This is a genomic window from Geobacillus proteiniphilus (genome assembly GCF_001908025.1).
In the GTDB taxonomy this organism is placed as follows: Bacteria; Bacillota; Bacilli; order Bacillales; family Anoxybacillaceae; genus Geobacillus; species Geobacillus proteiniphilus.
On record NZ_MQMG01000001.1, the window covers coordinates 153,790 to 177,414 of the forward strand.

22 protein-coding genes and 1 other annotated feature are annotated in these 23,625 nt (G+C 54.5%); all 22 genes read right to left on the minus strand.

Going from position 1 to position 23,625, the window contains the following annotated elements; all coding sequences use genetic code 11:
* Nucleotides 1-17: 17 nt before the first annotated feature.
* Nucleotides 18-176, minus strand: a complete 159-nt coding sequence (locus BRO54_RS19745) for a hypothetical protein (protein WP_156773254.1) — start codon at nucleotides 174-176, stop codon at nucleotides 18-20.
* A gap of 28 nt (nucleotides 177-204) precedes the next feature.
* A complete protein-coding gene (lonB, locus tag BRO54_RS00830; RefSeq protein ID WP_069304434.1) occupies nucleotides 205-1,878 on the minus strand; it encodes an ATP-dependent protease LonB in 1,674 nt (557 codons plus the stop codon).
* A gap of 144 nt (nucleotides 1,879-2,022) precedes the next feature.
* Entirely contained in the window at nucleotides 2,023-3,288 is a 1,266-nt protein-coding gene (gene clpX / locus BRO54_RS00835) for an ATP-dependent protease ATP-binding subunit ClpX (protein WP_011232128.1), read from the minus strand.
* Between the two features lie 230 nt (nucleotides 3,289-3,518).
* Complete coding sequence (gene tig, locus BRO54_RS00840; RefSeq protein ID WP_074042801.1) at nucleotides 3,519-4,805, minus strand: trigger factor; 1,287 nt, start codon at nucleotides 4,803-4,805, stop codon at nucleotides 3,519-3,521.
* A 164-nt stretch (nucleotides 4,806-4,969) separates the two neighbouring features.
* On the minus strand, nucleotides 4,970-5,950 hold the full coding sequence (locus BRO54_RS00845) for a tetratricopeptide repeat protein (protein WP_074042802.1): 981 nt from the start codon (nucleotides 5,948-5,950) through the stop codon (nucleotides 4,970-4,972).
* Between the two features lie 204 nt (nucleotides 5,951-6,154).
* A complete protein-coding gene (leuD, locus tag BRO54_RS00850) occupies nucleotides 6,155-6,748 on the minus strand; it encodes a 3-isopropylmalate dehydratase small subunit (protein ID WP_011232131.1) in 594 nt (197 codons plus the stop codon).
* Nucleotides 6,749-6,844: 96 nt separating this feature from the next.
* Nucleotides 6,845-8,260 (minus strand): 3-isopropylmalate dehydratase large subunit, encoded by a 1,416-nt coding sequence (gene leuC, locus BRO54_RS00855; protein WP_021322168.1) that lies wholly within the window; start codon nucleotides 8,258-8,260, stop codon nucleotides 6,845-6,847.
* A gap of 20 nt (nucleotides 8,261-8,280) precedes the next feature.
* Complete coding sequence (leuB, locus tag BRO54_RS00860; RefSeq protein ID WP_074042803.1) at nucleotides 8,281-9,396, minus strand: 3-isopropylmalate dehydrogenase; 1,116 nt, start codon at nucleotides 9,394-9,396, stop codon at nucleotides 8,281-8,283.
* A 17-nt stretch (nucleotides 9,397-9,413) separates the two neighbouring features.
* Nucleotides 9,414-10,961 (minus strand): 2-isopropylmalate synthase, encoded by a 1,548-nt coding sequence (locus BRO54_RS00865; protein ID WP_014196460.1) that lies wholly within the window; start codon nucleotides 10,959-10,961, stop codon nucleotides 9,414-9,416.
* Nucleotides 10,948-11,973: a ketol-acid reductoisomerase gene (ilvC, locus tag BRO54_RS00870; protein WP_014196461.1), complete on the minus strand. Its 1,026-nt coding sequence runs from the start codon at nucleotides 11,971-11,973 to the stop codon at nucleotides 10,948-10,950. Before ilvC ends, BRO54_RS00865 begins: the two co-directional genes overlap by 14 nt.
* A 102-nt stretch (nucleotides 11,974-12,075) precedes the next feature.
* Nucleotides 12,076-12,594: an acetolactate synthase small subunit gene (gene ilvN / locus BRO54_RS00875; RefSeq protein ID WP_011232136.1), complete on the minus strand. Its 519-nt coding sequence runs from the start codon at nucleotides 12,592-12,594 to the stop codon at nucleotides 12,076-12,078.
* A complete protein-coding gene (gene ilvB / locus BRO54_RS00880) occupies nucleotides 12,573-14,312 on the minus strand; it encodes an acetolactate synthase large subunit (protein ID WP_074042804.1) in 1,740 nt (579 codons plus the stop codon). The genes ilvN and ilvB overlap by 22 nt, the downstream gene beginning before the upstream one ends.
* 70 nt (nucleotides 14,313-14,382) lie before the next feature.
* Nucleotides 14,383-14,649: a binding site (T-box leader), on the minus strand.
* Nucleotides 14,650-14,671: 22 nt separating this feature from the next.
* Complete coding sequence (ilvE, locus tag BRO54_RS00890; RefSeq protein WP_074042805.1) at nucleotides 14,672-15,571, minus strand: branched-chain-amino-acid transaminase; 900 nt, start codon at nucleotides 15,569-15,571, stop codon at nucleotides 14,672-14,674.
* Between the two features lie 287 nt (nucleotides 15,572-15,858).
* Nucleotides 15,859-16,365 (minus strand): metallophosphoesterase family protein, encoded by a 507-nt coding sequence (locus tag BRO54_RS00895; RefSeq protein WP_074042806.1) that lies wholly within the window; start codon nucleotides 16,363-16,365, stop codon nucleotides 15,859-15,861.
* Entirely contained in the window at nucleotides 16,362-16,976 is a 615-nt protein-coding gene (locus tag BRO54_RS00900; RefSeq protein WP_074042807.1) for an XTP/dITP diphosphatase, read from the minus strand. The genes BRO54_RS00895 and BRO54_RS00900 overlap by 4 nt, the downstream gene beginning before the upstream one ends.
* Entirely contained in the window at nucleotides 16,973-17,743 is a 771-nt protein-coding gene (gene rph / locus BRO54_RS00905) for a ribonuclease PH (protein WP_074042808.1), read from the minus strand. The genes BRO54_RS00900 and rph overlap by 4 nt, the downstream gene beginning before the upstream one ends.
* 149 nt (nucleotides 17,744-17,892) lie before the next feature.
* Nucleotides 17,893-18,966, minus strand: a complete 1,074-nt coding sequence (locus BRO54_RS00910; protein WP_074042809.1) for a GerMN domain-containing protein — start codon at nucleotides 18,964-18,966, stop codon at nucleotides 17,893-17,895.
* 104 nt (nucleotides 18,967-19,070) lie between these two features.
* Nucleotides 19,071-19,865: a glutamate racemase gene (gene racE, locus BRO54_RS00915; RefSeq protein WP_011232143.1), complete on the minus strand. Its 795-nt coding sequence runs from the start codon at nucleotides 19,863-19,865 to the stop codon at nucleotides 19,071-19,073.
* Between the two features lie 9 nt (nucleotides 19,866-19,874).
* Nucleotides 19,875-20,318: a MarR family winged helix-turn-helix transcriptional regulator gene (locus BRO54_RS00920; RefSeq protein ID WP_031407864.1), complete on the minus strand. Its 444-nt coding sequence runs from the start codon at nucleotides 20,316-20,318 to the stop codon at nucleotides 19,875-19,877.
* 208 nt (nucleotides 20,319-20,526) lie between these two features.
* Nucleotides 20,527-20,751 carry a helix-turn-helix domain-containing protein gene (locus tag BRO54_RS00925; protein WP_008881129.1) on the minus strand — a complete coding sequence of 75 codons (225 nt, stop codon included), beginning with the start codon at nucleotides 20,749-20,751 and terminating at the stop codon, nucleotides 20,527-20,529.
* A gap of 231 nt (nucleotides 20,752-20,982) precedes the next feature.
* Nucleotides 20,983-21,744, minus strand: a complete 762-nt coding sequence (sdhB, locus tag BRO54_RS00930) for a succinate dehydrogenase iron-sulfur subunit (RefSeq protein ID WP_074042810.1) — start codon at nucleotides 21,742-21,744, stop codon at nucleotides 20,983-20,985.
* Nucleotide 21,745: 1 nt separating this feature from the next.
* Complete coding sequence (gene sdhA / locus BRO54_RS00935) at nucleotides 21,746-23,503, minus strand: succinate dehydrogenase flavoprotein subunit (RefSeq protein ID WP_066232716.1); 1,758 nt, start codon at nucleotides 23,501-23,503, stop codon at nucleotides 21,746-21,748.
* Nucleotides 23,504-23,625 lie beyond the last annotated feature (122 nt).

A 23,625-nucleotide genomic window follows, 5' to 3' on the forward strand; every position in this document is an offset into this window, starting at 1 on the left:
CTCTCGCTTCTATTCGTTTATTGTATAGTACGGTAGCCGGGTTTGTAAAATTTGACGAACGAAAAAGCGCGCGGCGCTCCGTCTGCAGGCAAAGAAAAACCGACTTCAGCGACGATCCGCTTGCGCCGAAGCCGTGCATAAAAGAGGCCGGGCGGGCCGCCCGCTTTCGTTGCCACTCGTTCGCCTTGCCGCCGTTTCCCTTGGCTAGACGAGCTTTTTCTCCGAGCGGTCCATAGCCGCTGGCAGCAGCGCGGGGCCGCGGCGGAGCGCCTCTTCGCCGAACACATGGACGAACACTTCCTCGAGGCGGCGGACGGCGATGATTTGAATGCCGCTGACTTCGCCTAGCAGCGATTGCATATTCTCAATCGGGATGATGACTTTTTTCGCCCCAGCTTGTTTGGCCGCTTTGATTTTGGCGAACACGCCGCCGACCGGTTTCACGCAGCCACGGATGCTGATTTCTCCGGTCATCGCGACCGTATGATCGACTGGCAGCTGGTAAATGGCGGAATAAATGCCGACCGCAATCGCCACCCCGGCTGAAGGGCCGTCAACCGGCGCCCCGCCCGGAAAGTTGACATGAATGTCGTAGCGGTCCGCTGGCACGCCCATCGCCCGCAGCACCGTGATGACGTTTTCCGCCGAGCCGCGCGCCATGCTTTTGCGCCGCACCGATTTTTCTGCGCTGCCGATGCTTTCCTCCTCGACAATGCCGGTGACATTGATCGATCCTTTTCCTTTCGCCGGCAAGGCGGTCACCTCAATTTCCAACAGCGCGCCGGTGTTCGGGCCGTACACGGCAAGGCCATTGACGACGCCGACCGCCGGGGCAGACGCGATTTTCTTCTCATAGCGCGGAGTCATTTGGCTCGATTGAATGACCCATTCAATATCTTTGTCCAAAATGTTTTCTCGGTTTTCCGTGATGGCCAGGCCAGCGGCAATTTGCATCATGTTGACCGCCTCCCGCCCGTTGCGCGCATAGGCGGCAAGGAGGCGAATGCCGCTTTCTGACACGTTCAAGCGGACTTTTTCCGCCGCCTTTTTAGCGATGAGGGCAATTTCATCTTGGTCCAATTCACGGAAAAATACTTCCAGGCAACGGGAGCGAATGGCCGGAGGAATTTCGTTCGGGGTGCGCGTCGTCGCCCCGACAAGACGGAAATCAGCCGGCAGCCCATTTTGGAAAATATCGTGAATATGGCTTGGGATTTGCGGATTTTCTTTGCTGTAATAGGCGCTTTCAAAAAATACTTTCCGGTCCTCAAGCACTTTCAACAACTTGTTCATTTGGATCGGATGAAGCTCGCCGATTTCGTCGATGAATAAAACGCCGCCGTGGGCGTTCGTCACCGCCCCTTGCTTCGGCTGGGGAATGCCGGCTTGCCCCATCGCCCCGGCCCCCTGGTAAATCGGGTCGTGCACCGAACCGATGAGCGGGTCGGCGATGCCGCGCTCGTCAAAGCGCGCCGTCGTCGCATCGAGCTCCACGAACACCGCATTTTTCTTAAACGGGGAGAGCGGATTTTTTTTCGCTTCCTCAAGCACGAGCCGAGCAGCCGCCGTCTTGCCGACGCCGGGCGGCCCGTAAATGATGACATGCTGCGGGTTCGGGCCGCATAAAGCCGCTTTTAACGCCTTGATGCCATCTTCCTGACCGACGATGTCGTCAAAACTTTTCGGCCGTACTTTTTCCGCCAGCGGCTCGGTGAGCGAAATCGAACGCAGCTTGCGGAGCTGTTCCATCTCTTTGCGCGACTCTTTATCAATCGAAACTTTTTGTACGCGCTGCCCTCTTAGCAAATTCCAAAAATAAAGGCCGATGATGACCCCGAAAAACAGCTGGATGACCAGTACGATGTTCGTCCAATCCATGCCCCGATATCCTCCTGCCTTTAGATGGTATGTAGTATGATAGTATCTCCGCGAACTGGCGGGAATAAACAAAAAAAGCGCCGGCCGGCGCCCAGGGCATGGGCGGCAAAAAAAAGAAACCGCCGAAAAAAGGCGGTTTTCCCATCAGGCAGATGTTTTCCGTTCCAGCTCGATCACCGTGCCATCATGGCGGATCAGCGTCGGCGGCTTTGTACCGCGCACCGTATCAAGCGTAATGATGCACTTTTGCACATCTTCGCGCGACGGCAGCTCAAACATCACATCGAGCATAATGCCTTCGATGATCGAGCGAAGGCCGCGCGCCCCCGTTTTCCGCTCAATCGCTTTTTTCGCGATTTCGCGGAGCGCCGCTTCTTCAAACTCGAGCTCAACGCCGTCAAGCTCAAGCATTTTTTGGTATTGCTTCACAATGGCATTTTTCGGTTTCGTCAAAATGTCAATCAACGCCTGTTCGTCGAGCGGCTCGAGCGTCGTAATGACCGGCAGACGGCCGATGAACTCCGGAATGAGTCCGAATTTGAGTAAGTCTTCCGGCAGCACTTTCGACAACAAGTTTTTCTCGTCGACATCCGTCTGGTTCATTTCCGCGCCAAAACCGATCACTTTTTTGCCAAGACGGCGCTTGATGATCGGCTCAATGCCGTCAAACGCTCCACCGCAAATGAACAAAATGTTCGTCGTATCGATTTGAATGAATTCTTGATGCGGATGTTTGCGGCCGCCCTGCGGCGGAACGCTGGCAATTGTGCCTTCCAAAATTTTCAACAGCGCCTGCTGCACCCCTTCGCCGGATACGTCGCGGGTGATGGAAGGGTTTTCCGATTTGCGGGCGATTTTGTCGATTTCGTCAATGTAAATAATGCCTTTTTCCGCCCGTTCGACGTCATAATCAGCCGCTTGGATGAGCTTTAACAAAATGTTTTCGACGTCTTCGCCAACATAGCCGGCCTCCGTAAGCGAGGTGGCATCGGCGATGGCAAACGGCACGTTCAAAATGCGCGCCAATGTTTGCGCCAGCAGCGTTTTCCCGCTCCCGGTCGGCCCGATCATTAAAATGTTGCTTTTCGACAGCTCGACATCATCGATTTTGCTGCCGGAATTGATCCGTTTATAATGGTTGTAAACAGCAACGGCGAGCGATTTTTTCGCCTCATCTTGACCGATGACGTACTCATCTAGAATTTCCCGAATTTCCAACGGTTTCGGCACGTCTTTAAATTCAAATTCCTCTTCATTGCCGAGCTCCTCTTCAACAATTTCCGTGCATAGCTCAATGCACTCGTCGCAAATGTAAACCCCCGGACCGGCAACGAGCTTTCGCACTTGATCCTGTGTTTTGCCGCAGAACGAGCATTTCAACTGCCCTTTTTCATCATTGAATTTAAACATATCATTCACCCCTTGCCAACGAAATCGCGCCTGCTTATGTATCCATTTCCGCCATCTCTTATGTCGTAAAAACGTATGTATTCGCTATTTTACCATAAATGTTCCTGAAAAAGCGAATGAAAAAACCGTTATCTGTTTAGAAAAGTTTGAAAATTGCCGCTCAGGCGCCATTGTTGTGGATAAAGAACAAGGCACGAACGTCTCGCGCCTTGTTCTTTCCTTAAGATATATTATGCCGCAACCTTGCTGTGCTCTACAAGAAAATCGACTGTTTTCCGCCATTTCAAATCTTCTTTGACGCCATCTAAGCTGCCGAGCAGCTCTTTCAGCTTGTCCACGCTCAGCTTGTAGGCTTCCGCCATTTTTTCGAGCTCTTTGTTTACTTCCTCGTCGGTTACTTCAATGTTTTCGGCCTTCGCGATCGCCTCGAGCGTCAGCGCCGCGCGCACCCGTTTTTCCGCATCCTCTCTCATTTGCTCGCGCAACGCGGCTTCGTCTTGGCCGGAGAATTGATAATACAACTGCAAGTTCAAACCTTGCATTTGCAGGCGTTGGTCAAATTCGCGAAGCATCCGGTCGGTTTCGTTTTTGATCATAACCTCCGGAATATCCATTTCGGCGTTGGCTGCCGCTTTTTCGACAACCGCATTGCGCAAGGCAGCTTCGGCTTCGTTCTTTTTCGCCTCTTCCAAACGGGCGCGAATTTTCGCCTTCAGTTCGTCAAGCGTTTCGACTTCTTCATCGACGTCTTTGGCAAACTCGTCGTCCAAAGCCGGCAATTGCTTCGCTTTCACTTCATGCACTTTCACTTTAAACGTCGCCGGTTTGCCGGCCAATTGCTTCGCGTGGTATTCATCCGGGAATGTGACTTGGATTTCTTTTTCCTCGCCGGCTTTCATGCCGACAAGCTGTTCTTCAAACCCCGGAATGAACGTTCCAGAACCGATTTCAAGCGAATAGTTCTCCGCCTTGCCGCCTTCAAACGGCTCGCCGTCGACAAATCCTTCGAAATCGATGACGACCGTATCACCGTTTTCCACTGTCCCGTCTTCTTTCACGACAAGTTCAGCGTAATCTTCTTGCAGGCGTTTCAGTTCGTTTTCGACATCTTCGTCCGTCACGGTTGTATCCATTTTTTCCACTTCAAGCCCTTTGTATTGACCGAGCTTCACTTCCGGCTTTACGGTCACTTTCGCTTTGAAAATTAAGCTTTTGCCTTTTTCCATTTGCTCAATGTCAATCTCCGGCATTGACACCGGTTCGATGCCTGCCTCTTCGACGGCTTTGGCATACGCCTCTGGCAGCAAAATGTCGAGCGCATCTTGATAGAGCACTTCGACGCCGAAGCGTTTTTCAAACAGAACGCGCGGCACTTTCCCCTTGCGGAAGCCCGGAAGCGTGATGTTTTTCACCACTTTTTTAAACGCGGCGTCCAAGCCTTTGTTCACTTTCTCGGCGTCGACCTCAACGGTCAATACGCCTTCGTTCCCTTCAAGCTTTTCCCATTTGACTGACATCCTTGTTCCCTCCACCTGAAATCATTGCTCGGACCATAGCGCACTCCGCTTGTCCAGATCTTTTTATGATGCCCGATTATGTAGACAAGTATGCGAAAACAGATACATAGCACAGCCATTATATTATACCATACAACAGCCATGTTTCAACAGAGAACGAGCCATTAGAGGGAGGAAAGTTCCTCTATTTCATATAGTTTTTGGCAAAGCCTTGCCATCTCCGCCGCCTCCACACCGTAGCGGTCGGCCAAGGCGGCCGCGTCAGCATCCAAGCCTAAAAACCGGCTCGCCATCCAATGGAGAGCAGCAAGCCAGGCCGCTGCATCCGCCGGCTCCGGCGGAAACGGGTACAACACATATGCATAGCGAAGCCAAATGTCCGCCGCCGTTTCATACAAACTCGGGCTTTCCGCCGCGAGCTGCTGTTCAAGCCGACCCAGCAACGATGAAGCAAATTCCGTTTCCGTCTGTTCGTCCAACGCTGACGGGACGACCTCCATGCAACGGCCAAATTTCTCAACCGTCACCGTTTCGTTGACTCGCTTCCCTGTCAACAGGCGAAGGAGCATCGTTTTCGCCATCGGGCTTTTTTCCGGTGCGCGTAAATATTGCTTGAGCAACGGCAGCACCGGCTCGATGTCTTCTTTTTCCAGTTGTTTAATCAGTTGCAGCTGCTCAGCAATGTCCCCGGACTCAAGCAGCCGTCTCACCCGCTTCCACTCCGCGGGCGGAAGCGTGCGGGCATTCATTTTTTCACTGAATCGAAGCAGCTGGTGAAGCTGTTCGCGCAGCGAAACGGATAGCGACGGACGGCGCAAGGCGTGGCGGATCACGGTTTCGGCCTTGCTGTATCGATTCGTTTGCAACAATATGGCAATATACATTTGCAACAGTTCACCGTTGCCCGGTTGCTCGTCAAGCAAACCGGCAAGACGCCGCTCCGCCTCATCATATTCCCCAAGCTCATAGCAACAGACAGCCAGCCCAAGCCGAACCGGAAAGCTGTGGTCGCCAAGCTGTTCGGCGGCGCACAAAAAGCGGAGCGCTTCTTTATATCGCTTCGCCTCGAGCGCAGCAAACGCCTCTTCCATCAGCCGTTCTTTTGTTTGCGGAAACATGATGATTTTTCCTTTTTTCCCGGCCATCTTCGCCCGCTCCCATTTGCATTTACCATCAGTGTAACAAGTTTTCCCTCGCGAAACAACCCGCGTCTTGCTGGGTAACACAAGCCGCTTGTTTGCCGAAAAGCAGCCGGCCTCTGGACGCAGACGCCGTCAAACGCGAAAAAGGCTGCTCCCGCCGATTGGCAGAGCAACCCATCTCTCCTTGCCGCCCGGAACACATGGCGCTTACGGCCGTGGACAATGCCGTCGTTCGTAGGCGGCGATATGCGCTTCGTACACAAACGTCAAATCAATTTCGTCCCATCCTTTTAGCAACAGCTGTTTTCGATACGGGTCGATGTCAAACGGACGCGAAAATCCTTCATCGTCAAATACCCGCTGTTCTTCAAGCGAAACCGTCAGTTCATAGTCTGCGCGCTCGCTTTGGCGCAGCAAGTAGCGGACATCCTCTTTATCCAGCCGGATCGGCAACAGCCCATTTTTTAAGCAGTTGTTGTAAAAAATATCGGCAAACGATGGGGCAATGATGACGCGGAATCCGTAATCTTGCAGCGCCCACGGCGCATGTTCGCGCGATGAGCCGCAGCCGAAGTTTTCATCGGCGACTAAAATCGTCGCCCCTTCGTTTTCCGGGCGGTTGAGCTCAAACTCCGGATTTGGCGTGCCGTCGCTCAAATACCGCCAATCGTAAAAGAGAAACTGGCCAAAGCCGGTGCGTTCAATCCGTTTCAAAAACTGCTTTGGAATGATTTGATCGGTATCAATATTCGCACGATCGATGCCGGCGGTTTTTCCGCGATGGATCGTAAACGGCTTCATCGTCCTTTCCCCCTTCCGTTATGGATGTCACTGATGGCAAAGGAGCTCGGCTTCCTAGGATGCCGCGCCGCCTCTTTTGCCATCACGATCGTCAATTTAACAGACCGGCTCGGCTTCAAGCTGGCGCACATCGACAAAATGTCCGTAAATCGCAGCCGCCGCGGCCATCACCGGGCTGACGAGATGCGTGCGCGCCCCTTTTCCTTGCCGCCCTTCAAAGTTGCGGTTCGACGTTGACGCACAGTGCTCGCCTTCTGGGATGATGTCCGGGTTCATGCCCAAACAGGCGCTGCAACCGGAGTCGCGCCACTCAAAACCGGCGTCGATGAAAATTTGCGCCAACCCTTCCGCCTCGGCTTGTTTTTTCACTTGCTGCGATCCAGGCACGACGAGCGCCCGTACACCCGGAGCCACTTTTTTCCCTTTCACGATGCTCGCCGCCGCGCGCAAATCGCTGAGGCGTGAGTTGGTGCACGAACCGATGAAGACGTGCTGCACCGGAATATCCGTAATCGGCGTGCCCGGCTTGAGCCCCATGTACTCAAGCGCCCGGCGCACCGCGTTTTGCTCTGTTTTGCTTTCAAATTGCTCGGGATGCGGCACGACGCCATCGACGGAAGTGCTCATCGCGGGGTTCGTCCCCCACGTCACCATCGGAGCGATCGTCGACGCATCGATTTCAATCGTTTTATCGTATTCCGCCCCCTCATCGCTTGCAAGCGCCCGCCACCGTTCCACCGCCTTGTCAAACTCCTCGCCTTTTGGCGCATATTTGCGGCCGCGCAAATAGGCAAACGTCGTTTCATCCGGGCTGATGAGGCCGGCTCTCGCCCCAGCTTCAATCGACATGTTGCAAATCGTCATTCGCTCTTCCATCGACATGCGTCGGATCGCTTCGCCTGTAAATTCGATAATATAACCGGTGCCGACGCCAACGCCATAGCGGCCGATAATGGCCAAGATGACATCTTTGGCGGTCACTCCTTTGCCGAGGCGGCCGTTGATGCAGATTTGCAGCGTTTTCGGCTTATGCTGCCAAAGCGTTTGTGTAGCCAATACATGCTCGACTTCGCTCGTGCCGATGCCAAACGCCAAGGCGCCAAACGCCCCGTGCGTCGACGTATGGCTGTCGCCGCAAACGATCGTTTTCCCCGGCTGGGTCAACCCGAGCTCTGGGCCGATGACGTGAACGATTCCTTGCTCTTCGCTGTGTAGGTCGGCGAGCGGAATGCCGAACTCGCGGCAGTTGCGCTCAAGCGCAGCGATTTGGTTGCGCGCCACTTCGTCGGTAATCACAAATCGGTTAACGGTCGGCACGTTATGGTCCATCGTCGCAAAGGTCAAATCCGGCCGCCGCACCTTCCGCCCTTTTTGCCGCAATCCTTCAAACGCTTGCGGCGAGGTCACTTCATGCACTAAGTGCAAATCGATGTACAATAAATCCGGTTTGCCCTCCTCACGGTAGACGACGTGGTTTTCCCAAATTTTATCGATGATCGTTTTCGGCTTCATTGGCTTTCACCTCGCACGTCTTAGGCATAAACGGTCATAATTTGAGCAATGGCCGTATAATCCAGCACCGCCGTTTTGATTTCTTCGACCATTTCGTTCGTGGATACGATGCGGCCGCCGCTTGGCGCCAAGTCGGCGGTGCGCAAACCTAGGGCGAGCGCCTGCCGCACCGCGTGCTCTACCGCCTCCGCTTCCGCGGTGAGCCCGAACGACAGGCGAAGCATCATCGCGGCCGACAAAATCGCCGCAATCGGATTGGCTTTGTTCATGCCGGCGATATCAGGCGCTGAACCGTGCACCGGCTCATACAAGCTCGGACCGGAAGCGGATAAGCTGGCTGACGGCAGCATCCCGAGCGAACCGGACAACATGGAGGCTTCATCGCTTAAAATGTCGCCAAACATGTTTTCTGTCACAATGACATCAAACTGCTTCGGCGCACGGATGAGCTGCATCGCGGCATTGTCAACAAGCATATGCTCAAGCGTGACGTCCGGAAACTGCTTCGCCACCTCTTCGGCCACTTCCCGCCATAGACGGCTTGACGAAAGGACGTTCGCCTTGTCGACCGAAGTCACTTTTTTCTTCCGCCCGCGTGCGAGTATAAACGCCATGCGGACGATCCGCTCAATTTCTTCCTTTTTATATAACAAGGTGTCCACTGCTTTTTCTTCGCCGTTTTCGACGACGCGGCCGCTCGGCTGGCCGAAGTAAATGCCGCCGGTCAGCTCGCGGACGATGACAAAATCGACGCCTTGCACGAGATCCGGTTTTAACGGCGAAGCGGAAACCAAACTGTCATAGCAAACAACCGGCCGCAAGTTGGCATATAAGTCGAGCTGCTTGCGAATGGCAAGCAATCCTTTTTCCGGGCGCAAATGCGGAGGGTTGTCATCCCACTTCGGACCGCCGACCGCCCCAAGCAGCACCGCATCGCTTTCTCGGCAAAGGCGGAGCGTTTCCTCGGGGAGCGGCGTCCCCGCCTCATCGATCGCCGCTCCACCGATCAATCCATATTCAAACGTAAACTCGTGGCCAAACCGGATGCCGACCGCTTTTAATACCTCGACCGCTCCGGACGTCACTTCTTTGCCGATGCCATCCCCTGGCAAGACGGCAATCCGATAGTTTCCCATTCTGAATCCCCCCGTTTTTATGGTGTTGCCACTTTCTCGTTTTCGCCGCGCATCGCTTCGATCATAAACACACGGTTGATGGCGTTGATGTACGCTTTCGCCGATGCTTCCAACACGTCTTGTGCAGTGCCGCGCCCGCTCGTCTCGATGTCATGGGCGCGCACTTTGACGAACACTTGGGCCAACGCATCGCGGCCGCCGCCGACCGATTCGATCCGGTAGTCAAGCAGCGTCACCGGCGTTTGGAAGCAACGTTCCAATGTATTGTACAGCGCCTCGACGCTGCCGGCGCCGGTCGCCGCTTCTTGGATTTCATTCCCCTTCCCGTCTTTCAGTACAACTACCGCTGTCGGAATTTGATTCGTCCCGTATTGCACTTGAATGGAAGACAATTGGTAAAAATCTTTAAAGTGGTCGAACTTCTCTTCGAAAATCAACGCGATTAAATCGTCGTCGGTAATGTCCTTCTTTTTGTCCGCCAATTCTTTAAAACGGACAAACAGCTGATTGATTTCTTCATCGGACAACGTGTAGCCGAGCTCCTCAACCCGGTTGCGAAGCGCATGGCGGCCGGAATGTTTGCCGAGCACCATCGAATTCGACGGCACGCCGACGAGCTCCGGCGAAATGATTTCGTATGTCGTTTTTTCTTTTAAGACGCCGTCTTGATGGATGCCCGATTCATGCGCAAACGCGTTTTTGCCGACGACCGCTTTGTTGGGTGGAACGACGACCCCGGTCAGCTTGCTGACAAGATTGCTTGTGCGCTTAATTTCCTGCAAATTGAGGCGCGTTTCCACTTGATAGTAGTCTTTGCGGATGTGAAGGGCGACAGCGATTTCCTCAAGCGCCGCATTGCCGGCCCGCTCGCCGATGCCGTTGATCGTGCACTCGACCTGCGTCGCTCCATGTTCAATGGCCGACAGCGAGTTCACCACCGCCATGCCCAAGTCATCATGACAATGAGCGGAGAGTGAAACCTTTTCAATATTCGGAACATTGTTTTGCAAATAGAGGAAAATTTCCCCGTATTCTTTCGGCGTAATATAGCCGACCGTATCCGGAATGTTGATCACCGAGGCGCCGGCTTTGATCACTTCGGCGACGATTTTCGCCAAAAACGGCAACTCGCTTCGGCACGCATCTTCCGCCGACCATTGGACGATCGGGAAAAAGCGCTTCGCGTATTTCACCGCCTCAACCGCCGCTTCAATCACTTGTTCCGGCGTCATCCGCAATTTATGCACCATATGGATCGGCGAGGTGGCGATGAATAGGTGGAGCCGCGGCTCCGCGCCGCCTTTTAACGCCTCCCACGCCGCATCAATGTCGCTTCGGACCGAGCGCGACAGCCCGGTGACCGAGCATGTTCTCACCGTTTCGGCAATTTGTTTGACCGCCTCAAAATCGCCTTTCGATGAGGCGGGGAAACCCGCCTCGATGATGTCAACCCGCAGCCGTTCAAGTTGACGGGCAATTTCCAACTTTTCTTGCAAATTCAAGTTCACACCAGCGGATTGTTCCCCATCACGCAATGTGGTATCAAAAAACTTAATTTTTCGCACCTGGCACCACCGCCTCGATTTGTTTTGCCTTCACAAACGGCATCATGCTTCGCAGTTCGCGTCCGACAATCTCAATCAAATGCTCATTCTCACGCCGGTTGATGGCGTTGAACTCCGGACGGTTCGCTTGGTTTTCCAAAATCCAGCTCTTCGCGAATTTGCCGGTTTGAATGTCATCGAGCACCTTTTTCATTTCCGCTTTCACAGCGTCGTTAATAATGCGCGGGCCGGTGATAAAGTCGCCCCATTGCGCCGTATCGGAAATCGAATAGCGCATCCACGACAAACCGCCTTCGTAAAGGAGATCGACGATGAGCTTCATCTCATGCAAACACTCAAAATAGGCGACTTCCGGCTGATACCCGGCTTCAACGAGCGTTTCAAACCCGGCTTTGATGAGCGCCGTCAGCCCACCGCACAGCACCGCTTGTTCACCGAACAAGTCGGTTTCCGTCTCTTCTTTGAACGTTGTCTCCAACACCCCAGCTCGAGCAGCGCCGATCGCTTTCGCGTAGGCGAGCGCCGTTTCTTTCGCGTGTCCGGTCACATCTTGGTAGACGGCGATGAGCGCCGGCACGCCCGCTCCTTCCGTATATGTGCGCCGCACGAGATGGCCTGGGCCTTTCGGCGCAACCAAGAAGACGTCAACATGATTCGGTGGGACAATTTGGCTGAAATGGATGTTAAAGCCGTGCGCAAACACAAGCGCATTGCCTGGCTCGAGTTCCGGCTCGATTTCCTCTTTGTACACGGCCGGCTGCTTCTCATCCGGCAGCAGCACCATGACGATATCAGCCTGCTTCGCCGCTTCGCGGACTGAATACACCTCAAATCCGTCTTGTTCTGCCTGCTCCCACGATTTTCCTTTTCGCAGTCCGACGATGACGCGAACGCCGCTGTCGCGCAAGTTTTGCGCATGGGCGTGGCCTTGCGAGCCGTAGCCGATGATCGCGACCGTTTTCCCTTGCAAATATTGTTCGTTTGCATCCCCGTTATAGTAGACTTTTGCCATGATTACCCTCTCCTTTGTTCTGTAGTTTGACAATCCCTACGCTTGGCCGCCCCTTGTTTGGCGGTTCCATGAAGCAATCAGCGCTGTTTTGTATGATAGCTGTTAAATAATGAACGCCGTTTTCTGATTCGTCGTCGCTTTTTGCGCCCCGCGGGTGAACGCGGTCGTTCCCGTGCGCGCCACTTCCTTAATGCCGTACGGGCGCAATAATTCAATCAACGCCTCGACTTTCTCCGGCTCGCCGGTCACTTGAATGACGAGGCTGTCTTTGCTTACGTCGACGATCGAGGCGCGAAACGGCTCGATGAGCGTGTAAATTTCCTGGCGGACCGCCGGAGGAGCGGCAACTTTAATGAGCGCCAGCTCGCGGGCGACGATCGCTTGGTCGGTGATGTCATTCACCTTCAACACATCAATCTGCTTGTTCAGCTGCTTAATGATTTGCTCCGCCGTCCGTTCATCGTCAACGTTGACGACGAACGTCATCCGCGAAATGCCCTCGATTTCCGTATGCCCGACCGTAATGCTTTCGATATTGTAATGCCGCTTTGTAAACAACCCGGTAATGCGGTTTAAGACGCCGGGGCGGTTGTTGACTGTCATCGTGATGATTCTTCGCATGCTTTCACCCCCACCATTTCATGAAGCCCTTTGCCGGGCGCCACCATCGGATAGACGTTCTCGTCGGCGCGGACATGGAAATCAAGCAGCACCGGCCCATCCATCGCAAACGCTTGTTTTAACACTTCGGCCGCTTCCGCCTCCGTCTTCGCCCGCAGACCTGGCATCCCGTATGCTTCGGCAAGCTTGACGAAATCCGGCTGGTTCGGAATGAGCGAATGGGAGTACCGTTTGTCATAGAACAGCTCCTGCCATTGCCGCACCATGCCGAGCGCCTGGTTGTTGACGATGACGATTTTGATCGGCAGCCGTAGCTCCTGGATGACCGACAGTTCTTGGAACGTCATTTGGAAGCCGCCGTCGCCGACGATCGAAACGACCGTAGCGCTCCGATCGGCGAGCTGGGCGCCGATCGCTGCCGGAAGCCCGAAGCCCATCGTGCCGAGCCCCCCGGACGTCACCCACCGGTGCGGCCGGTTGAACTTGTAATATTGCGCCGCCCACATTTGATGCTGGCCGACGTCCGTCGTCACGATCGCCTCGCCGTTTGTCATTTCATAGATCATCTCGATCAGTTTTTGCGGTTTGATCGTGCCGGCTTCCGGCTCATAATGGAGCGGGAAGCGCCGCTTCCATTCATCAAGCTGCGCGAGCCACGCCGCCGTGTCCGCCGGCTTGCCTTGCTGGGCGATCAGCTCTTGCAAGGCGGCTTTTGCATCGCTGACGATTGGAATTTTCGTCGGCACGTTTTTGCCGATTTCCGCCGGATCGATGTCGATATGGGCGACGGTCGCTTTCGGCGCGAAATATTTTAAATTGCCGGTGACCCGGTCATCGAAGCGGGCGCCGATGTTGATGAGCAAATCGCATTCACACAGCGCCATATTCGCCGTATACGTACCGTGCATGCCGGCCATGCCTAAAAACAGCGGATGGTCGGCCGGGAAACCGCCAAGGCCAAGGAGCGTATGAATGACCGGAATGTTTTGCTGCTCGGCGTATTGCCGCAATTCATTGGACGCATTGGCGTGCAAGATGCCGGCGCCGGCTAAAATGACCGGCCGCTTCGACTGGCTGACCGCCTCGACAAGCCGACGGATTTGCCAATGGTTCGGCTGCGTCGTCGGTTGATAGCCAGGCAAATGAACGTCTTGATCGTAATCAAACTCCCCTTCGGCCGTCGTAATGTCTTTTGGAATGTCGATCAACACCGGTCCGGGGCGCCCGGTCGTCGCAATGTGAAACGCCTCTTTAATGATTCTCGGCAGCTCGCTGATGTCGCGCACTTGGTAGTTGTGTTTCGTAATCGGCATCGTAATGCCGACAACGTCCGCCTCCTGAAACGCATCCGAGCCGATGACGCTCGTTGCCACTTGCCCGGTAAAGACGACGAGCGGCAGCGAATCCATCATCGCGTCGGTCAACCCGGTGACGATGTTGGTCGCTCCCGGGCCGGAGGTGGCGATGACGACCCCCGGTTTTCCAGAAATGCGCGCATATCCTTCCGCCGCATGGATGGCCCCTTGCTCATGCCGCGTCAGCACGTGGAACACGCCGGCTTTATACAACTCGTCATACAGCGGGAGCACCGCCCCGCCCGGGTAGCCAAAAATGACTTCGACCTTTTCCGCCTTGAGCGCTTCAATCAGCATCAGCGACCCGCTCATTCTCGCCTTCGTCTTCGCTTTTTCTTGTTCCTCGACTTTCATTTTTGCCATCGTCGATCCTCCCTGTGATTTGTCATCCATATAAAAAACCTTTCCGCCCACGATGGCTGGTATTTCCAGCCAAAGGGGCGAAAAGGTTTCCTTTCCGCGGTACCACCCTTCTTCACGGCCATGACGGCCGCCTCAGGAGCGGCCAGCCGAAGCCGGCCGCTCATTTTGGTAACGAGTGAAGCGCGCGTCTCCACTCGTCCAGCCCTACTAGCCGTCCGGCGTTCAGGCTGGCGCTCAGAGGTGAGTTCATCAAGCGGCAACATCACCGGTTCGCAGCTACCCCGGCTCTCTGTGGATGTTGATCCCGCTGACTACTTATCCTCGTCAACGCTTTTTCGCTATAAAATTGTCATGTGCAATCAACCGACATTGGCGTTCGTCGGATACACCTTCACTCCTTCGACGACCACGCGGCGGCGAAATTCTTCAAGCAACCGCTTTGTATGCGGTCCCGGCGTCCCGTCGCCGATCGTCCGGCCATCGACTTTAATGACGGAAATGACTTCGGCCGCCGTCCCCGTCAAAAACACTTCATCAGCAACATACACATCATGGCGGGTAAACGGCTCCTCTTTCACCGTATAGCCGAGATCCTCCGCGATTTCGATGATCGCTTGGCGCGTGATGCCTTCAAGCGCCCCGACATACCCAGGCGGCGTGTAAATGACGCCGTTTTTGATGATGAAAACGTTGTCTCCCGAACCTTCCGCGACATAGCCTTGATCGTTTAAGATCAGCGCTTCGCTTACATTCGCCAAATGCGCCTCAATTTTGACAAGCACGTTGTTTAGGTAGTTGAGCGATTTGACTTTCGGACTCAGCACATCAGAGCGGTTGCGGCGCGTCGCCACCGTCACCACTTCGATGCCGGTTTCATATAAATGTTTCGGGAAGAGCGCGAGCGGCTCGACGATAATAACGATTTGCGGCGTTTTGCATTTGTACGGATCAAGTCCTAAATCGCCGACCCCGCGCGAAACGACCAGGCGGATGTACGCATCTTGATAGCCGTTGCGGCGGATCGTTTCGAGCACGTGGCCAATCATTTCGTCCTTCGTGTACGGAATGTCGAGCAAAATCGACTTCGCCGAATTGTATAGCCGATCTATATGTTCTTCAAGGCGGAATACGTTGCCGCTATAGACGCGAATGCCTTCAAATACCCCGTCGCCATACAAAAATCCATGGTCATACACGGAAATTTTGGCGTTTTCTTTTGTCACAAATTCTCCGTTTAAAAAGATCCATTGTTCGCCCACTTCGGTTCCCCTCTTCCTTGATCAGTCAACAGTTGCTTTGAACGGCTCGATGATGTGTTTGCATCGTTTCTCTTATTTGAAAATTATAATAATCCGAAACCTCCGCGCCGTCAATAACGTTTTTTGAAAATTTCGATTGATCAAACTATTTGAATGCGCTTACATTATGATAGAATCAAGGTTTTGCCGATTCAAAAAATTTTTTTCTTTCTTGGCCGGCTCATAGAAGGCGGACGCGCTCTAACCGCCAAAGACGAAAAACAAAAAATAGCGGACGTTTTGTCCGCTTAGATCGAAAAGGTTCGTTCCATTCCAGGAACGGGCCGCCCATCCACTTCATAAAATTGGACGTGCGCCCGCCCGCCGCCGATGGTCAACACCGCGTACGTTTTTTCTTTTCTTCCGCGCGGCAAAGCAATGCTGCCGGGGTTGATGAACAACACCCCATCCATTTGCTCGGCGCCGGCCAAATGCGAGTGGCCGAAACAAACGACGTGAGCCCCTGTTTCTTGCGCGCGATAGGATAAACGCAAAAGCGACGTTTTCACCCCGTATAAATGGCCGTGGGTGACAAACAACCGAACGCCGCCCACCTCTTCGATGCGCTCAGCAGGAAACGCGGCGAAATCGCAGTTGCCGCGCACGACGGCAAACGGGGCGATCTCGTCCGCCCCCACCTCCAGCTCCGAGTCGCCGCAATGGATAAACAAATCCGCTTCATGGCGATGACGGTTGACAATTTCAGCAAGTTCGGCAGTCAGCCCATGGCTGTCGCTCACAATCACCGCCTTCATTCCGGCCGCCCCTTTCCACCGACGATCTCATCCCACTGCTCATCGAGCTTCGTCAGCGCCTTGGCGCGATGACTGATTTGATTTTTTTCCTCCGGCGCAAGCTCCGCCATTGTTTTTCCCCGCTCCGGAAGGTAAAAAACGGGATCATAGCCAAAGCCCCCCTCCCCACGCGGCGCTTCGGCGATATAACCATCGCATGTCGCTTCGACGACGGCGGTCGGCCGCCCTGGGATCGCGACGGCGAGCGCGCAATGAAAACGAGCCGTGCGCTGCTCCATCGGCACCCCGTCAAGCTCGCGAAGCAGCTTGGCGATGTTGCGTGCATCGTTTTTATCTTCCCCGGCGTAACGGGCCGAATGAACGCCCGGCCGGCCGCCGAGCGCATCGACCACGAGCCCGGAATCATCGGCGATCACCGGCCGCTTTAGGCGCCGCGACGCCGCTTCTGCTTTGAGCACGGCATTTTCCGCAAACGTGCTTCCCGTTTCTTCGACATCCGGAGCGTCCGGAAAGTCAAGCAGCGATTTCACTTCGACGCCCCGCTTGGCGAACAAAGCGGCGAACTCGCGCACTTTGCCCGCATTTTGTGTAGCGATGACAATCTCCTTCACTCTGTGTCCTCCTCTGCCGCTTCTTTTTTTTCGCCAATGCGCGCTGCCCACTCGCCCAATGCGCGGCGCTGAACGACGATGAGCTGCTCGATGCCTATTTGCGCCGCTTCAAGCAATTCATCGAGCTCGGCGCGCGAAAAAACCGCTTCCTCTCCAGTTCCTTGAATCTCAACAAATTGACCGGCTCCGGTCATGACGACGTTCATATCCACTTTCGCCCGCGCATCCTCGTTGTAATCCAAATCAAGGATCACCCCATGCTCTGGATCGATGCCGACCGAGGTTGCGGCGAGAAAATCGCGGATCGGAAGCGCCTCGAGCTTCCCTTCTTCCACCAGTTTGGCCAGCGCCAACACAAGCGCCACATACGCACCGGTGATCGACGCCGTCCGCGTTCCGCCATCCGCCTGAATGACGTCGCAATCGATCCAAATGGTCCGCTCGCCAAGCTGTTCAAGATCAACAACCGAGCGAAGCGCGCGGCCGATTAAGCGCTGAATTTCCATCGTCCGCCCCGACACTTTTCCTTTGCTCGCTTCCCTCACATTCCGTTGCTCTGTCGCCCGCGGCAGCATCCCATATTCGGCCGTAATCCATCCTTTGCCGCCGCCGCGCATAAACGACGGCACTTTCTCTTCGACCGTCGCCGTGCAAATGACTTTCGTGTCGCCGATTTCAATGAGCACCGACCCTTCAGCGTGCTTCATGTAATGCGGGTGTATATGTACAGGGCGCAACTCGCAACTGCTTCGTCCGTCCGCTCTCATCAGCTGAGTCCTCCTTTTCCCTCTTCAACTGAATGCCAGACGCCGCATTTCTTTCCGCCTAGCGAAAAAAAGAAAGAGGCGGAATACGTTTCCACCTCTTTGTTATACCATAACGCCCTGTTCGTTTCCAACCTGTCAGCGCCAACCGGTTAAAATGTCCCGGTATTGACGTTTTGCGGCCGAGCGACCGGTTTGGTGAGCGGCTTGCCGTCTTCCGTGACAAGATTGGCTTTGCCATTGACTGTGATCGCCACGCTTTCGACTCCTTTTTGCTCAGTGAGCGACAAAACGAGAGAATTCAACACGACGTCGGAAATGACATTTTTCTTGTTGCTGCCATAAATGCCTTCGTTAAAGTTGAGCGTCACTTTGCCATCCTCATATTTCGGGGCATCGACAAGCTTCGCGTCCGGCTGAAAGACGCCGACAAGCCCGCTCCCTTGCTCTGGTCCTTGAATCAGTTCGTTGACGGCCGCTGCGATATCATCCTTTTCTTTATTGGATACACGCCGTGTCACCGGCACATAGTATGTGTTGTTCCCTTGTTGGGCGACAAAATAAACGGTGACCGGATGCGTATTCGTAATGTCTGGCACGCCGCTCGCTTCCATATTGATGCCGTCGGCGCGGCTTACCCCATCTTGAATCGGCGTTTTATTGACCGGCATCACGTTTTGATCGTAGCCGTTGATGCGGATTTTGACGCGCTTGATATTGTCAAATTGCGTCAACGTCCACGTAATGGACTGCAAAATTCGTTTTTCGTCCTCCGGCTTATAGTTTTTAAACTCCGGCGAAAAGTCAGCGATCAACGTTCCGTCTTTTTCCAATTTTGCACCAAGCACCGTCGTTCCGGCTGGAATGACCGCGCGGAAGCCGTTCGGCAACATTTCTGACACGGGTCCGTCTTCAACCAAATATTCGAGTACTTGTTTCGCCACGGCCTGCGTTTTCGGCAATTCCACTGTTTGCGGCACGACAAAGCCGTTTTTGTCAATCAAGTACAGCTCTCTTTTCACCGTCTCGGTGGCCTTCGCTTTCTCTTCCCCTTCCTTTTGGCTTTCCGTCGCTTCCTGAAGCGCTTGGCCGTCTTTGACATAACTCGTCTCTTGCGGCGGATCGATCTCCTTCACCGCCTCATCTCGCCCAAACAAACCGCAGCCGCCAAGCAACAACAGCGAGGCGAGCAGCGGCGCCGCCCATATGTGAGTCGTCCGTTTCATTGACGTTCCCTCCTACTCGTAGTTTGTACTACTATGTATACGAGCCGTTTTCCAAAATAGAATAAAAAAATCCTTTAGCGCATGGACGCTAAAGGATTTGTTGGTTACAGCCGAATCGCCTCGACCGTGCCGATCGGCTTGCCAAACCACTTCCCGGAAATCTTTTCAAACAGCTCTTTCGGCCCGGTCGTGAAAAACAAATGCTCCGGTTCGCGCTCGCCGGTGTAAAGGAGCTGGCTGTGGTGCAAAATTGCGCTCACTTCACGAGCCGTCTCACCGCCCGAGCAAATGAGCTTCACGCGTTTGCCCATATACGTGCGAATGAGCGGCGCGAGCAACGGATAATGCGTGCAGCCTAAAATAAGCACATCGATCGGCAGCGGGCGAAGCGGAGCGAGCGATTCGGCGACGATCGCCATCGCCTCTTGCCCTTCAAAGTCGCCGCTTTCAACAAGCGGAACGAACTTCGGACAGGCCAAGCTCTCGACTTGGACGCGCGGATTGATCGATTGAAGCGCCTTTTCATACGCCCGGCTTCGGATCGTGCCAATCGTGCCGATGACGCCGATGTGCCCGCGCCTAGTCGCTTTCAGGGCGGCGCGAGCGCCGGGATGAATGACGCCAAGCACAGGAATGTCAAGCTTCGCCCGCACGTCGTCAAGCGCGACCGCCGTCGCGGTGTTGCAGGCGATAACAAGCATTTTCAAGGGATATTGCCGCAAGTAATCAATCATTTGCCACGTAAATCGACGGACTTCTTCCACCGGCCGCGGCCCGTACGGGCAACGGGCGGTGTCGCCTAAGTAAATAATTTGTTCTTTCGGCAGCTGCCTCATAATTTCTTTGGCGACGGTCAAACCGCCGACTCCTGAGTCAATGACACCAATTGCTCTTTCCAAGTGATCGCCTCATTCTTTCGTCATTTCTTGATGCAATTTGCGCAAACAACGCTCAAAGACGACGATTTCCTCGTCTGAAAAACTTTCCAGCACGCTGGCTAGATCGCGCTGGCGTTTCTCAATCACTTCTTCGATAATGCGCTCCCCTTTTTCAAGCAGGTGGATGCGGACGACGCGGCGGTCGTGTTCATCGCGGACTCTGGCGACAAGTCCGTTCCGCTCCATGCGGTCGACCAAGTCGGTCGTCGTGCTGCACGCCAAATACATTTTGTTCGATAACTCGCCGACCGTCAAGTCCCCTTCTTCAAGCAGCCACTGCAGGGCGACAAATTGCGGTGGGGTGATCGGATAGTTGGTTAAAATTTCACGGCCGCGCTGTTTCAAATTTGCGGCGATATAGCGAAGCAATTTTTCCAACTCGGCGACCGTTCTTTCATTCATCGCAGACGGCATACCATCTCTCCTTGATCGTTTCCGCGGCCAGCCTCAAACGGCAGCTTGCGTCGACAGCTATTCTTACTTTTCATTTTACAACACCGGCAAAGATAATCAACAAAAAAATGCGGCGGCCGCCGCGGACGAAGGCCGGACGGGCGCCAAGCCTCGTCCGGCCGCAAGGGAACATAACAGCCGGCTGTCCAACAAGGAAAGCCGGCATCGTTTATAGTTCAAGTTCGCCCATTCGAAGCAATTCAATGACAGCTTGCGAGCGCCCCTTGACCCCAAGCTTTTGCATCGCATTCGAAATATGGTTGCGAACCGTTTTCTCGCTGATAAACAGCTCTTTGGCGATCTCTTTTGTCGTCTTGTCTTGCACGAGCAATTCGAAGACTTCTTTTTCTCTTTTTGTCAAAAGCGGCTTCGATTGAAACGATTTGTCCTTCAACGGTTGTAACCCTCCTTGCTCTCAATGGGCCCGAACTGCCGGATGGGTATTTCCTCGCCATATCGTATGTGAGAGCAAGGGCGGCGGTGACGAAAATTTGCTTATCTAATAGAAAAATGGGTCTTTTTTTCTTCATCTTTCGGTTCGCCGGGGACGGTTGGCTTCCACTTGCCTAGTGAAACAAAAAATCCCCCTCATGTCTATTCGAATGAAGGGGATTTTATTCTGCCGCTACACTTCGTCGCTGCCAAAGAAATCGCGGAACATTTGAATCGTCGTTTCGCGGTTTAACGCCGCGATCGAGGTCGTCAACGGAATGCCTTTCGGACACGATTGCACGCAGTTTTGCGAGTTGCCGCAGTTGGCCAATCCGCCGTCGCCCATAATCGCCCGCAGCCGTTCGGCTTTATGCATCGCCCCGGTCGGGTGGGCGTTAAACAGCCGCACTTGCGACAGCGGCGCCGGGCCGATAAAGTTCGACTTGCTGTTGACGTTCGGGCACGCTTCGAGGCAGACACCGCATGTCATGCATTTTGACAGCTCGTACGCCCATTGCCGCTTCCGCTCCGGCATGCGCGGCCCCGGGCCCAAGTCGTACGTTCCGTCGATCGGAATCCATGCTTTCACTCGCTTCAACGCGTCAAACATCCGGCTCCGATCGATGACCAAGTCGCGGATGACTGGGAATGTGCGCATCGGCTCAAGGCGGATCGGCTGCTCGAGTTTGTCAATGAGCGCGGCGCACGCCTGGCGCGGCTTGCCGTTAATGACCATCGAACAGGCTCCGCATACTTCTTCCAGACAGTTCATTTCCCAAGCGACCGGCGTCGTTTTTTCCCCTTTGGCGTTGATCGGATTGCGGCGGATTTCCATGAGCGCCGAAATGACGTTCATGTTCGGGCGGTACGGAATGACAAACTCCTCTTCATACGGCGCCGAATCCGGACGATCTTGGCGCGTGATGATCAAACGAACCGTTTTGTTCTCGCTCATCTTACTTCACTTCCTCTTTCTTTTTGCTGTAGTCGCGCTTGCGCGGTTTAATCAACGAGACGTCAACGTCTTCATAATGGAACGCCGGACCATCTGGCGTGTAGCGGGCCATCGTCGTTTTCAGCCACTCTTCGTCATTGCGCTCCGGAAACTCCGGCTTGTAGTGCGCCCCGCGGCTTTCATTGCGATGGTAAGCGCCAAGCGTAATGACGCGGGCGAGCTGCAGCATGTTGTACAGCTGGCGGATAAACGTCGCTCCTTGGTTGCTCCATCTCGACGTGTCGGTGACGCTGATGTTTTTGTACCGCTCCATCAGCTCTTGAATTTTCTCATCCGTCTTCAGCAGCCGGTCGTTGTAGCGGACGATCGTCACGTTCGCCGTCATCCATTCACCGAGCTCTTTATGCAGCACATAGGCGTTTTCCGTGCCGTCCATCGCCAAAATGTTCTCCCATTTTTCCTGCTCCCGTTTCACATAGCTGTCGTATAACGTCGACGGCATCGCATCCGCCGATTTCTCGAGGCCGCGGATGTAGCGGACGGCGTTCGGGCCGGCGACCATTCCGCCGTAAATCGCCGAGAGCAGCGAGTTCGCCCCAAGGCGGTTCGCCCCGTGAATCGAATAGTCGCACTCGCCGGCAGCAAACAACCCTTTGATGTTCGTCATTTGGTCATAATCGACCCATAAACCGCCCATCGAGTAGTGAACGGCCGGGAACACCTTCATAGGCACTTTGCGCGGGTCTTCGCCCATAAACTTCTCGTAAATTTCGATAATGCCGCCAAGCTTAATGTCCAACTCTTTCGGATCTTTATGCGAAAGATCCAAATACACCATGTTTTCGCCGTTGATGCCGAGCTTCAAATCGACGCAGACGTGGAAAATTTCTCGTGCGGCGATGTCGCGCGGCACCAAGTTTCCGTAAGCCGGATATTTTTCCTCAAGGAAGTACCACGGTTTCCCGTCTTTATACGTCCAAATGCGTCCGCCTTCCCCGCGCGCCGATTCGCTCATAAGGCGGAGCTTGTCATCGCCCGGAATGGCGGTCGGGTGAATTTGGATGAACTCGCCGTTCGCGTAGTAAACGCCTTGCTGATAGGCGATCGAAGCCGCTGAACCGGTGTTGATGACCGAGTTCGTCGATTTCCCAAAAATGATCCCCGGGCCGCCGGTCGCCAAAATGACGGCATCGGCTGGAAACGCTTTGATTTCCATGGATCGCAAATCTTGTGCGACGATGCCGCGGCAAATTTGCTCGTCATCCAAAACGACGCCTAAAAACTCCCAATGCTCGTACTTCGTGACGAGCCCGGCCACTTCATGGCGGCGCACCTGTTCATCAAGTGCATACAAAATTTGCTGGCCAGTCGTGGCTCCGGCATAGGCGGTCCGGTGATGCTGCGTTCCCCCGAAGCGGCGGAAATCAAGCAGCCCTTCCGGCGTCCGGTTGAACATGACGCCCATCCGATCGAGCATGTAAATGATCCCCGGCGCCGCTTCACACATCGCTTTGACCGGAGGCTGGTTCGCCAAGAAGTCCCCGCCATAGACGGTGTCGTCAAAATGCTCCCACGGCGAGTCGCCTTCCCCTTTCGTGTTGACCGCTCCGTTAATGCCGCCTTGGGCACAGACGGAGTGAGAACGCTTTACTGGAACGAGCGAAAACAGTTCGACAGGCACTCCTGCTTCGGCGATTTTTATCGTGGCCATCAAACCGGCCAACCCACCGCCAACAACGATGATTTTCCCTTTTTTCATAGCTACTCACTCCCTAATAGATTGCTGCTTTTGCTTGCATGCCGCACGTTTTGCCTTGCCGGCCGTCATCGACCAAGCGATCGTTCGGAGAGCGGCTAAGGCGCGATCCATCACGAGCCAAC

Bases quoted from the DNA above. Each gene is read 5' to 3' on its own strand.
- leuB (WP_074042803.1), bottom strand. From the start codon at position 9,396: ATGGGAAACTATCGGATTGCCGTCTTGCCAGGGGATGGCATCGGCAAA.
- BRO54_RS00920 (WP_031407864.1), bottom strand. From the start codon at position 20,318: ATGCCGTCTGCGATGAATGAAAGAACGGTCGCCGAGTTGGAAAAATTG.
- rph (WP_074042808.1), bottom strand. From the start codon at position 17,743: ATGAGAGCGGACGGACGAAGCAGTTGCGAGTTGCGCCCTGTACATATA.
- ilvB (WP_074042804.1), bottom strand. From the start codon at position 14,312: ATGGCAAAAATGAAAGTCGAGGAACAAGAAAAAGCGAAGACGAAGGCG.
- lonB (WP_069304434.1), bottom strand. From the start codon at position 1,878: ATGGATTGGACGAACATCGTACTGGTCATCCAGCTGTTTTTCGGGGTC.
- BRO54_RS00910 (WP_074042809.1), bottom strand. From the start codon at position 18,966: ATGAAACGGACGACTCACATATGGGCGGCGCCGCTGCTCGCCTCGCTG.
- leuD (WP_011232131.1), bottom strand. From the start codon at position 6,748: ATGAAGCCGTTTACGATCCATCGCGGAAAAACCGCCGGCATCGATCGT.
- leuC (WP_021322168.1), bottom strand. From the start codon at position 8,260: ATGAAGCCGAAAACGATCATCGATAAAATTTGGGAAAACCACGTCGTC.
- tig (WP_074042801.1), bottom strand. From the start codon at position 4,805: ATGTCAGTCAAATGGGAAAAGCTTGAAGGGAACGAAGGCGTATTGACC.
- sdhB (WP_074042810.1), bottom strand. From the start codon at position 21,744: ATGAGCGAGAACAAAACGGTTCGTTTGATCATCACGCGCCAAGATCGT.
- sdhA (WP_066232716.1), bottom strand. From the start codon at position 23,503: ATGAAAAAAGGGAAAATCATCGTTGTTGGCGGTGGGTTGGCCGGTTTG.
- clpX (WP_011232128.1), bottom strand. From the start codon at position 3,288: ATGTTTAAATTCAATGATGAAAAAGGGCAGTTGAAATGCTCGTTCTGC.
- BRO54_RS00845 (WP_074042802.1), bottom strand. From the start codon at position 5,950: ATGGCCGGGAAAAAAGGAAAAATCATCATGTTTCCGCAAACAAAAGAA.
- ilvC (WP_014196461.1), bottom strand. From the start codon at position 11,973: ATGGCAAAAGTCTACTATAACGGGGATGCAAACGAACAATATTTGCAA.
- BRO54_RS00895 (WP_074042806.1), bottom strand. From the start codon at position 16,365: ATGAAGGCGGTGATTGTGAGCGACAGCCATGGGCTGACTGCCGAACTT.
- ilvN (WP_011232136.1), bottom strand. From the start codon at position 12,594: ATGCGAAGAATCATCACGATGACAGTCAACAACCGCCCCGGCGTCTTA.